7 protein-coding genes are annotated in these 11,311 nt (G+C 57.4%); 2 read left to right on the top strand and 5 right to left on the bottom strand.

Annotated elements, in window-relative coordinates; translation table 11 throughout:
• Positions 1 to 2: 2 nt before the first annotated feature.
• Positions 3 to 671, bottom strand: coding sequence for a response regulator transcription factor (locus AYI87_RS05580; RefSeq protein WP_144200326.1), 669 nt, complete (start codon positions 669 to 671; stop codon positions 3 to 5).
• Positions 672 to 1,198: 527 nt separating this feature from the next.
• On the opposite strand from AYI87_RS05580, the gene AYI87_RS05575 reads away from it, so the two are divergent.
• Positions 1,199 to 2,323: a patatin-like phospholipase family protein gene (locus AYI87_RS05575; RefSeq protein ID WP_144200324.1), complete on the top strand. Its 1,125-nt coding sequence runs from the start codon at positions 1,199 to 1,201 to the stop codon at positions 2,321 to 2,323.
• A 20-nt stretch (positions 2,324 to 2,343) separates the two neighbouring features.
• On the opposite strand, the gene AYI87_RS05570 is transcribed toward AYI87_RS05575, so the two are convergent.
• Together AYI87_RS05570 and AYI87_RS05565 are read right to left on the bottom strand one after the other, a co-directional pair.
• The gene (locus tag AYI87_RS05570; RefSeq protein WP_144200322.1) at positions 2,344 to 3,066 is read right to left on the bottom strand and encodes an SGNH/GDSL hydrolase family protein; all 723 of its coding nucleotides are present in this window, start codon (positions 3,064 to 3,066) and stop codon (positions 2,344 to 2,346) included.
• Positions 3,067 to 3,091: 25 nt separating this feature from the next.
• A complete protein-coding gene (locus AYI87_RS05565) occupies positions 3,092 to 5,041 on the bottom strand; it encodes a monovalent cation:proton antiporter family protein (RefSeq protein ID WP_144200320.1) in 1,950 nt (649 codons plus the stop codon).
• A gap of 255 nt (positions 5,042 to 5,296) precedes the next feature.
• Here AYI87_RS05565 and AYI87_RS05560 point away from each other — a divergent pair, with 255 nt between their 5' ends.
• Positions 5,297 to 6,172 (top strand): GGDEF domain-containing protein, encoded by an 876-nt coding sequence (locus AYI87_RS05560; protein WP_144200318.1) that lies wholly within the window; start codon positions 5,297 to 5,299, stop codon positions 6,170 to 6,172.
• A 255-nt stretch (positions 6,173 to 6,427) separates the two neighbouring features.
• Here the strand turns inward: AYI87_RS05560 and tilS are convergent, their stop codons facing one another.
• Both tilS and dnaE read right to left on the bottom strand, forming a co-directional pair.
• Positions 6,428 to 7,828: a tRNA lysidine(34) synthetase TilS gene (tilS, locus tag AYI87_RS05555; protein ID WP_144200317.1), complete on the bottom strand. Its 1,401-nt coding sequence runs from the start codon at positions 7,826 to 7,828 to the stop codon at positions 6,428 to 6,430.
• Complete coding sequence (dnaE, locus tag AYI87_RS05550) at positions 7,829 to 11,302, bottom strand: DNA polymerase III subunit alpha (protein ID WP_144200315.1); 3,474 nt, start codon at positions 11,300 to 11,302, stop codon at positions 7,829 to 7,831.
• Positions 11,303 to 11,311 lie beyond the last annotated feature (9 nt).

Genomic DNA, 11,311 nt, shown 5'->3' with positions numbered 1-11,311 from the left:
GACTAGACCTCTTCCACCTCGGCGGTCAGCGGCGTCTTGTCCAGATAGAGCTGACTCATGGCGATCACCGCCTGGGTGCGGGTATGTACCCCAAGCTTGAGGAAAATAGCGCTGGCGTGGGCCTTGATAGTGGCCTCTGACAAGCCTAACTCATAGGCGATCTGCTTGTTGAGCAGGCCGTCGGCAAACATCATCAAGATCTTGTGCTGACGCGGTGACAGGCTGGCTATCTTGCTACTCATGCTGTCCAGGGTCACCGCACTAAGGTCCTCACACCCCGGCGGCATCCATTGGCGGCCGGCCATCACGGCATTGATCGCCTTGACCATCTGCTCGACCGGCGAGGACTTGGGAATAAAGCCCGCCGCGCCGAAGGACATCGCCTTACCCACAGTGACTTTATCTTCCTGGCCGGAGATCACCACTATCCCTATGTGGGGATAGCTGTTACGAATATTGACTAAGGTATTGAATCCATGCGCATTGGGAATATTCAGATCCAATAAGAGCAGGTCTGCATCCTGATGCTGGGTTAAGATCTCATCCAGTGCCGTCACCGTTTCCGCCTCAAACAGCATAGGCTGATCGAACTGAGTGGTTAGGGTGTTTACGAGTGCTTGCCGAAACAGTGGATGATCATCAGCTATTATTATTTTTAGTGGCTGTAACATGTTTGATCCCTCATATGTACTCATTTCCAGTCTACGCGAACCTTAGAGATTATCAAACAGGCCCAAAACCCATGACCGAGGGACAACTTGTCAGTTAACATTTACATTACAAGTAGATAGCGGCATTGAGACACCAAAAGCGGCCACAGAGGCTTGAGTCAATATAGACTTATTATCTAGGTCGTCACCCTATTATTTGTGCTAGAGATGACGTATCGAGGCCTATTCGCAGCCTGTTAATCCCCAAATGCCCTAGAAGCTGCGTCGCAGGGGCGAGAAAATCATCCAGGGACGCCGGCTTGAACATGGCCCACGGCTCACATATTCTAATCAATATTGGCCTTGGCCATTGTAAGCAAGACAGCGCTAAGGGACGTTACCAACAGCCGGACATGACGAACTTGGCAAAGCTAGCAAGGGTATTGCAGCAGTAAAGCCTATAAAAATGACAAGCTGGTCCAGGCCAGCGCAGTCACAAGACTTGCCGCCAGGCGCGACACAATAGAATTCATTCAGAGGGAACTCAGTTGCCAGATAAGACAGCATTGGTGTTAGGGGGCGGCGGTGCGCGCGCCGCTTACCAGGTCGGGGTACTCAAGGCGATAGTGCAGTTCTATCCCCGTAACCACGGCGTGCCCTTTAAGATCATTTGCGGCACCTCTGCCGGCGCCATCAACGGTACCTCTATCGCGACCCATGCCTCCTGTTTTCATCTCGGGGTACGTAAGCTCGAGTGGGTCTGGCGCCACTTTAGCACCCACAAGGTCTACCGCTCCTCTTTTGGCGGCATCTTCTCTCACCTGGCGCAGATGGCGCTGATGGGGCTACAGGATGTGAAGATCAACACCGAAGCCGGTAGCCTGTTCGACAACCAGCCCCTGAGAAACCTGCTGAACAACCTGATTAACTTCGAGCGGATCGATCGCAATATCGCCAACGGCGCCCTGCATGCCCTGAGCGTAGACACCTCCTGCTACAACTCGTCGCGCTCGGTGAGCTTCTTCCAGGCCGCCAAGGAGATTGAAGAGTGGAACCGCGCCCGCCGTGGCGGCCAGCGCACTCATCTGCATACCGAACACCTGCTGGCCAGCGCCGCCATCCCCCTGGTATTTCCCTCGGTGAAGCTCAATCGCGGCTATTATGGCGATGGCTCAGTGCATCAGCTGGCGCCCCTGAGCAGCCCGATTCATCTGGGGGCGGAGAAGATCATGGTGATCAACCTGGAGAGCCCCCATAAGCAGGTACATAAGGAGTTTGAACATCACCCCAAGACGGCGACCATAGCCGGTCACCTGCTCGATACCATCTTCTCCGATACGTTAAACAGCGATCTCGAACGCCTGCAGCGGATCAACAGCACACTCAACCTGATCCCCAAGGAGCGCAGACATGAGGCGTCGCTCAAGACCATAGACACACTTGTGATAAAACCCAGCGAGGATCTCAGCCTAATCGCCGCCCAGCACTATCAGGATATGCCGATGGCGGTGAAGGCCCTGCTACGGCTAATCGGCATCAACCAGCAATCTGACTCGAGTATCGTCTCCTATCTGCTGTTCGAGCAGTCTTACTGCAGCGCGCTGATCAACCTGGGTTATCAGGATGCCATGTGTCAAATAGATGAGATCAAGGCCTTCTTCAATATTCGCTAAAGACTCTCAAAAGGCGTTAACTAGACTGGACGGGTGTCTTCAATAAGGTGCCGGGCGAGGATCGCCTGACTGGCGCATTCCGCCCACAGACGATAGCTGGCTGCGCTGGGGTGAAAGCCATCGCTGGCCAGGGCTTCTGACGTCAGAGGCAGCATGAGGGGCAGAAGCTGACAGGCCCCTTGGCCCTGGCAAAACTGCTCTAGCGCCCGATTGAAGCGCGCCTCCCGTCGCCGCAACACACCGGCGAGGGGCTGAGTAAATCTCGGAAAGTCCCCCAGGGGCGGCACCGGCGTCAGCAGCACCCTTGCGCCGGGTGAAGCCTCAAGTAAACCGCCTATCAGCGCGCCGATCGAGGCGAGCCAGCGCTGCACGTCTATGGGCGAGAGCAGATCGTTGACTCCCAAAGAGATAAGAATGACATCGACCCTATTTGGTGCCTGCTGGATAAGCTTGAGCGTCTGGGCCGTGGTCATGCCCGACTTGGCCAGTAAATGCCAGTTAAGGCGATAGTGAGGCGCCAGCAGACGAGTGAGCTGACCGCTCAGGGCCTTATCTTGGTGGGAGACGCCGATGCCCGCCGCGGCCGAGTCCCCTAGAATCAACAGCCTAAGCGGCTTCCCCTCCCCCAACTCACCACTGCGCTCACCATCGGGCTCGGGCAGCCTTGGCGTGCGCCACTTGACCCATAACGCCTGCATCAGCAGCAGCGGAGAGAGCACGATTAACAGGGCTGGTCGTACCATAGCGCTTTTACCCTCTCTTATCCGATTAGCCTTGAAGCAGGTAATGCTCGGCCTTCTCGATGCGCCGCGGCTTACCCAGGATGATGAGGATATCCCCGGGACGGATCAGCCAGTCAAGTTCAGGGCTTTCCACCTCGGCGCCGCTGCGGCGTACCGCCCTGAGCTCCACCCTGAGCTTGTCCCAGGGAATGGCAGAGAGCGGCTGGCCCACCACCTGAGCGCCTTTGGGCAGGGCGACGGCGTGCAGCAGCTCTAAAGTAAAGTCTGTCTCCTCACCGGAGAAGAAGCCGTGCAGATATTGATAATGATTGCGCCGCTCATACTCGAGGCGCTTGAGGATACGGGTCAGGGGCACGCCGCACTGATAGAGCACCTGAGACACCAGCATCAGACTGCCCTCCAGGGTTTCCGGGATCACCTGACTGGCCCCCGCCTCCTCCAGCGCCTCCATGCCCTCGTCGTCGCGGGTCCTCACCAAGATCTTGGCCTCGGGCGCCAGCTGACGGCACAGGGGCAAGACCTCATCGAGCACATGACTGCTGGTAAAGGTGAGCACGATCAGCTTGGCTTGCTTGATCTGCGCCTGCTTGAGGATCGCCCGCTTGGCCACATCGCCAAAATAGACTGGCTCTCCCGCCCGGCGCGCCTCGCTCACCCTGGTGGGGTCCCGGTCGAGCACCAGATAGGGGATCGCCTCCGTCTTCATGAAACGGGCTATGGTCTGCCCCACCCGACCATAGCCCAGAATCAACACCAGGTCGCTACTCTGCTCCGGGATGGGAATAGTCTCATGAGCACTCTGCTTAACCGACTTGACCCCATGCAGGCGTCTGGCGATATCTACGCTGTGGCGCACCAGCCAGGGAGCCACCGCCATCGACAGCACGGCCACCATCACCAGCTTAGTGCTGACGGTGATCTCCAGCAGCTGATAGTTAACCGCCAACGCCAGCACCACGAAACTGAACTCCCCCACCTGCGCCAGGCTGATGGCGGTAGCGACAGAGGTGCGAAACGACTCCTTGGCCGCCCTGAGCAGGCCAAAGACGATCAAGGCTTTGGCGATAATCACCGCCACCACCAGCAGCAGTACCTGCCACCAGAAGGTGATCACCAGGCTAAAATCGAGCAGCATGCCGATAGAGATGAAGAAGAGTCCCATCAAGAGATCCCTGAAGGGGCGAATATCTGCCTCCAGCTGGCGTTTGTATTGGCTCTCCCCGAGCAGCATACCAGCGATAAAGGCGCCCAGTGCCATGGAGAGTCCCAGCCACTGGGTCAGGGCGCCAGTGACCAGCGCCACCACCAGGGTAGAGAGGACAAACAGCTCGTTGGAGCGCGAGCGCGCCACCTCATCAAACACCTTGGGCAGCGCCCACTTACCCACGGCCATCAAAGCGATGAAGGCCAATACCCCCTCCCCCATGGCGAGCAAGATCTGATGCCAGCTCAGCATCTCACCGTCTGACGCCAGCAGAGGCATGAGGATCAGCAGGGGCACCACGGCCAGATCCTGAAACAGCAAGACACTCACCGACAGCTCGCCGTGACGCCGCCTGAGCCAGCCGCGCTCGTTGAGCAGCTTGAGTACGATGGCAGTAGAAGAGAGAGCGATGGCCGAACCCACCACGATGGACTCGCTCAGGTTAAGCCCCAACAGCATGCTGATGCACATGGTGAGAACGGCGGTGACAAACACCTGAGCGCTACCCAGACCAAATACGGTGCGGCGCATGGCCCAGAGTCTAGGCAGCGAGAATTCGAGACCTAGTGAGAACATCAGCAGTACTACCCCCAGCTCGGCCACCGAGTGGATCTGCTGCTGAGTGAACCAGTTGAACACAGAAGGGCCGCTGATCACCCCGGTGATCAGATAGGCCAAGATAGCCGGCAGGCCCGCCCGCCTAAAGAGGGCGATCGCCACTATGGCCATCATCAACATCAACAGGATCTTAATCAGTATGCTGTGTTCCATTACCGCTGCGCTCTCCTCTGCCTGCCCTCAAATACGCTCTTCCCAAAACTGTATGCCCAAAACTGTGTGCCCCAATGGGCCTGGACGCGATCACCAGCGTCAAGTTTCCTGCCCAAGTCAAAATACCGTCACCGACTAGGCCCCCTTCCCAGACTAACTCAATGACATATATAGACAAACTCATTATTTAGTATTAGGCACGTTTTTTGCTTTATATAACTTATCTCGGGTCCGTTACATTGTGGAGTAAAGATTATGGACTTTGCCTTAGCGACAGAATTTTCGTTTGACGAATATCGCTATCAGCCAGATCACCATCACAATACTGTCGGTGCGCCTAATCTGGTCACCGTCATGCAGCAGCTGCATGAGAGCCTAGATCCACGGACGGTATTTGCCTGCTACGGCAAACTCATGGGACAACACTTGCCAGTGCAGGGGATCACCCTGTGCTATAAAGAGTATCAGCTAAGCTGGGGCGGTGAGCAAGGTTTACTAATAAAACAAAACCTTAGCCATGATGGGGTGAGCATCAGCATCGCCTATCGTCTGTCGGCGCCGCTGATCAAGCCACAGACAGAGCTGCTGTATCAGTTGCAGTCACTGCTGCTGAGCCCTTTGGTAAACGCCATCGCCTACCAGCAGATGGCAAAACAGGCGATGCATGACTCACTCACCCATCTGGGCAACCGCCGCTACTATGAGCAGAGCCTCAAGCAGGTACTGGCCCGCGCCCAGCGCCATGGGGATGCGATCACCTTAGTGGTGCTGGATCTCGATAACTTCAAGAGCCTGAATGACAAGTATGGCCACCTGGTGGGCGATGAGGTGCTGAGTCAATTCGGTCACACACTTGAGCAAGCGATTCGCGACAGCGACCAAGCCTTTCGTATCGGCGGCGACGAATTTACCCTGCTGATCGAAGGCGATACCCAGGCGGCCAGCGTACTGTGTGAGCGGATCCTCGCCATGATGGAAGGCGATAGCCTGCTAACCAAGTTTCAGGTGCAGACCAGCATGGGCCTTGCCCAGTGGCAGCTTGGCAATGACGCCGAGACCCTGTACCTCAGGGCCGACAAGGCCCTCTACCGCGCCAAGGCGGCCGGACGTCGCTGCTACCGCGTCGATTAGAGTGGCATCCTGAATAGAGAGCCATATTGAGCTGAGATTAAAAGGGATTTAGAACAGGTTTAGCGCCGATTTATATACGCCGATTTATATAAGTCGCGATAAAAAATTCCCCGGCAGGATAGCGCCATCCTGCCGCCTAAATGTTAGGTATTGGAAGATTGGTATTAGATGTTAGGTATTAGGTATTAGATGTTAGGTATTAGGTATTAGGTATTAGCTGTTAAATACTAGATGTTAGCGATTAGATATCAGCTATTAGCCATTAACTTCGACAAGGCTGAACTGCCAGCCGCCCTCGCCTTCAGTGGCCAGGTAGCGTTTATCCACCCAGAGTCCCACAGCAGCAACTAATTGCTCGCCCGAAAAGACAAGCGGAATACGCCCTCGCTCCCAAGGCGGCACGGCAAACTCTTGCCACAACTTCTTAAGCTCCCGCCCCTTGTCCCGACCATGGGGATGACAGCGCAGGCTACCCGAGGCGCCAAAACGAAGCGTCATCTCGTCTGCCTTTTCTAGACGTAGCCGAAGCCCCGTCAGACTCCAGTTCGCCACAAGCTGGCTTTGGCTGTCAATAGGCCAGCTTAACGTCGAGCCTTGGGATCTCACATCCTCATCCAGGCCTTGCAGCACTTGGTTATGTCTAGGAATGACCTCTGCAGAGTCCAGATAGAGGGCGTGTTGAAAACGTCTCAGCACCATAGATCTGATGCGAATCGCCACCTGAGCGTCGTCTTTAGCCTCGAGCTGCGCCAAAATATCCCCCAGCTGCGCCGCCGAAGGTAAGGGGAAGCCGCGATGCTCGATAAAGCCCCGCAGCAGATGGGCACGCCAGCGCCCTGGCTGCTCTGCCAGCGCCTTCAGATCCAGCACGGTCGCCTGGCTATGGGGCACGCTTAGGAGCATGGCAGGTAAGCGAAGACTCACCTCTTCGTCGAGCAGCGCCTGCTGCTCGGCGCACAGCTGAGCGCTGCGACTGGCGGTGGCGGCAAAGGCTGGCCAGCGCGTCGTGAGGATCGGCAGCACCTGATTGCGCAAAAAGTTGCGGTCGAAACGACTGTCCTTATTACTCTCATCCTCGATATGGCTAAGCCCCTCGGCCTTGGCAAAGGCTTCTATCTGGGCGCGGGATCTTGTCAGCAGCGGCCTGAGGAGTGGGTTATCAGGGGTAAAGGCCTGCACCTCTCCCATTGCCGCCAGCCCCTTGGGCCCGAGACCTCGCTTGAGCGCCAACAATAGCGTCTCGAGCTGATCGTCCTGATGATGGGCGGTGAGCAGGATATCGCCGGGGGCTAACTCGCTTCGCAGCGCATCGTATCTCGCCTCACGGGCCGCAGCCTCGAGACTGATGCGGGCGCCGCTAGCCACTGTCACCCGCTTTACGCTGATCGGCAAGCCATACTCGCGGGCGCGGCGCTCACAATGGCTCTGCCAGCTATCAGCATTGGCGCTGAGACCGTGATGCACATGCACCAAGAGATAATTAAACTCGGGATGCTGCTTGGCATATCGGCTCAGGCCATGGGCGAGCACCTCTGAATCGACACCGCCACTGTAAGCCAGCACTAACTTCATAGCAGGCTTAGTGCAGGCCGCAGGCTTCACCCGCGCCAGCAACTGGGTCAGGGCATCAAATGGACAGAAGCTGTCGGGCGCCATCTAGAAGAGGATCCTTACCTTGTCAGACCCGGTCAGCGTTTCCAATGCCAGCATCAGCTCGTCGGTCGGATTCACCCGCCACTCATCCCCCAGCCTGAACTGGGCCTTGGCGGTGGGCTGGGCATAGTTGATCACTAAGGGGACACTGCCCGCCTTCCAGGGCTCGACCGCCTGCTGGAACTGTCCGAGCCACTCTGGGGTGATACTGGCGCCGTCCAGATCCACCTCGACCGCGTGGGCGAAGTGACTGCGCGCTTCACCCATGTCGATGATGTTGCGGGCCGTCATGCGATTGCCGCCGGAGAAGTCATCGAAACTCACCTCTCCTTCGACGATCAAGATTCTGTCTTTCTCCAGCAGCTCACCAAATTTCTCAAAGGCCTCGGTAAACAGCATCACCTCCAGGCGAGCACTCTTATCATCCAGAGTGACCAGACCCATCTTGGAGCCGCGTTTGGTCATCATCACACGGGTCGCCACCACGAGACCGGCGGCCTTGGTGGTCTTGCCCCGCTCGGTGGGATGCACATCCTTGAGTCTGCCCGAGGTGTAGTGCTTGAGCTCCTTGAGGTATTGGTTAATCGGGTGACCGGTGAGGTACAGACCTAAGGTCTCCCGCTCGCCCTCGAGCCACACCTTATCGGGCCAGGGCGTGCACTGCACAAACTGCTGCTTGTTGTCTTCCGGCTCGCTGTTGAGCAGGCCAAACATGTCGTGCTGACCAATCGCCTCGGCCTTGGCATGCTGATCCGCGGCGCGAATTGCCTCTGGCAGGGTCGCCATCATGGCGGCGCGGTGTGGCCCCAGGTTATCCAGGGCGCCGGCGCAGATCAGTTTCTCGATAACTCTGCGGTTAAGCTTCTTGAGATCGACCCGGGCGCAGAAATCGAACAGGTCCACGAATGGCCCATCCTCGCGCGCCTTCAGAATCGATTCCACCGGACCTTCACCCACGCCCTTGATGGCGCCGATGCCATAGACGATGTTGAGGTCGTCATCCACGGTGAAACGGAACAAGCCCTTGTTGACGTCCGGCGGCAATAGCGGCAAGCCCATGCGCTCACACTCATCCACCAGGGTCACGATCTTGTCCGTGTTGTCCATATCCGCCGACATCACCGCCGCCATAAACTGCGCCGGGAAATGGGTCTTGAGCCAGAGCGTCTGGTAGGACACCAGGGCGTAGGCGGCCGAGTGCGACTTGTTGAAGCCGTAACCGGCGAACTTCTCCACCAAGTCGAAGATCTTCATCGCCAACTCGCCGTCGACGCCGTTCTTCACCGCGCCTTCTTTGAAGACGCTACGCTGCTTGGCCATCTCCTCGGGTTTCTTCTTACCCATAGCACGACGCAGCATGTCCGCGCCGCCCAGGGTGTAGCCCGCCAGCACCTGGGCGATCTGCATCACCTGTTCCTGGTAGAGAATAATGCCGTAGGTGGGCTCCAGAATCGGCTTGAGGCTCTCGTGTTGCCATTGCTGGTCGGGATAAGAAACCTCTTCACGGCCGTGCTTACGCTCGATGAAGTTATCTACCATTCCCGATTGCAGCGGCCCGGGACGGAACAGGGCCACCAGTGCGATCATATCTTCGAAGCAGTCAGGCTGTAGGCGCTTAATCAGATCTTTCATGCCGCGTGATTCCAGCTGGAACACGGCGGTGGTTTCATAGCGCTGCAACAAACGGAAGGAGGCTGGATCATCCAGGACGATCGCCTCGATACGCACAGGCTCTTTGCCCTGCTTCGCAAGATGCGGATTGATCATCTGCAGCGCCCAGTCGATGATGGTCAGGGTCCTCAGACCCAGGAAGTCGAACTTCACCAGACCGGCGGTTTCTACGTCGTTCTTATCGAACTGGGTAACCGGGTTGTGCCCCTCGGCATCACAGTAGAGCGGCGCAAAATCGGTGATCACCGTCGGCGCGATCACCACGCCCCCGGCATGTTTACCTGCGTTACGTGTGACCCCTTCCAGTACCCGGCACATGTCGATGAGATCTTTCACCTCTTCGTCGGCGTCATAGGCCTCGGGCAACGCCGGTTCGGCCTCGAACGCCTTGGCCAGGGTCATGCCGGGCTCGGCCGGGATCATCTTAGAGATGCGGTCGACGAAGCCATAGGGGTGACCCAATACTCGGCCCACGTCACGCACCACGGCCTTAGCCGCCATGGTACCGAAGGTGATGATCTGCGACACGGCGTCGCGACCATAGAGTTCGGCCACGTGATCGATCACCTCGTCGCGTCTGTCCATGCAGAAGTCGACGTCGAAGTCGGGCATGGAAACACGTTCTGGGTTAAGGAAACGTTCGAACAGCAGGTCAAATTCCAACGGGTCGAGATCGGTGATCTTAAGGGCATAGGCCACCAGAGAACCCGCCCCCGAACCACGGCCGGGACCGATAGGGATACCGTTGTCTTTACCCCACTGGATGAACTCCATCACGATGAGGAAGTAGCCGGGGAATCCCATGTTGTTAATTACCGTCAGCTCGACATCGAGACGCTCGTCATACTCACCGCGGCGCTCGGCGCGCTGTGCCTCATCGGGAAAGAGGAACTCGAGACGCTCCTCCAGGCCCTTCTTGGAGACCTCGACCAGAAAATCTTCGATGGAGAGATCGCCGGTGGGGAAGTTCGGCAGGAAGTATTCACCGAGTCTCACGGTGACGTTACAGCGCTTGGCGATCTCCACGCTGTTTTGCAGCGCCTCTGGGATATCGTCAAACAGCTCACACATCTCATCCTGGCTGCGGAAATATTGCTGCTCGCTGTAGCGGCGCGGCCGCCTTGGGTCGGCCAGGGTGAAACCGTCAGAGATGGCCACGCGGATCTCATGGGCCTCGAACTGCTCAGGCTGTATGAACACCACCTGGTTGGTGGCGACCACGGGCAGGTCTTTCTCGCCTGCCAGCTCAACTGCCATATGCAGATAACGCTCCTCGTCGGGGCGCCCGGTGCGGATAAGCTCAAGATAATAACGGTCGGGGAAGTGGGTCTGATAGAAGGCGACTAGAGAGTCCACCTGGCCCTGGTTCCCCTTGAGCAGCGCCTTGCCCACGTCGCCATCTTTGGCGCCAGAGAGCAGGATCAGCCCTTCGCTGTAGCGCTCCAGCCAGGCCTGGTCGATCACCGCCCTGTCTTTCACATGGCCGCGCAGGTAGGCATCGCTGATCAGCAGGGTAAGGTTCTTATATCCCTCGTTGTTCATCGCCAGCACAGTCAGGGAGCAGAATTCATCCTCGAAACCCGGCACCAGCATGAAGAAGTCACAACCTACGATGGGCTTGATCCCCGCACCGTGACAGCCTCCATAAAACTTCACCAGACCGCAGAGGTTGGTGTTGTCGGTCAGGGCCAGTGCAGCCATCTGATCTTCACTGGCCTTGGCGAGAATGGGCTTGACCTTGGCGAGGCCATCAGACATGGAAAAATCACTATGTACGCGCAGGTGCACGAAACGAGGTTCTGACATAAGGAGGTT

Origin of the sequence: Shewanella sp. KCT (genome assembly GCF_007636505.1) — a bacterium.
GTDB classification, from domain to species: Bacteria; Pseudomonadota; Gammaproteobacteria; order Enterobacterales; family Shewanellaceae; genus Shewanella; species Shewanella halotolerans.
Note: the sequence above shows the minus strand (reverse complement) of the source record. Positions and strands in the feature narration are given on the sequence as shown.

Excerpts from the sequence above, each read along its gene's own strand:
- AYI87_RS05560 (WP_144200318.1), top strand. The coding sequence starts at position 5,297 with ATGGACTTTGCCTTAGCGACAGAATTTTCGTTTGACGAATATCGCTAT.
- AYI87_RS05580 (WP_144200326.1), bottom strand. The coding sequence starts at position 671 with ATGTTACAGCCACTAAAAATAATAATAGCTGATGATCATCCACTGTTT.
- AYI87_RS05570 (WP_144200322.1), bottom strand. The coding sequence starts at position 3,066 with ATGGTACGACCAGCCCTGTTAATCGTGCTCTCTCCGCTGCTGCTGATG.
- AYI87_RS05565 (WP_144200320.1), bottom strand. The coding sequence starts at position 5,041 with ATGGAACACAGCATACTGATTAAGATCCTGTTGATGTTGATGATGGCC.
- tilS (WP_144200317.1), bottom strand. The coding sequence starts at position 7,828 with ATGGCGCCCGACAGCTTCTGTCCATTTGATGCCCTGACCCAGTTGCTG.
- dnaE (WP_144200315.1), bottom strand. The coding sequence starts at position 11,302 with ATGTCAGAACCTCGTTTCGTGCACCTGCGCGTACATAGTGATTTTTCC.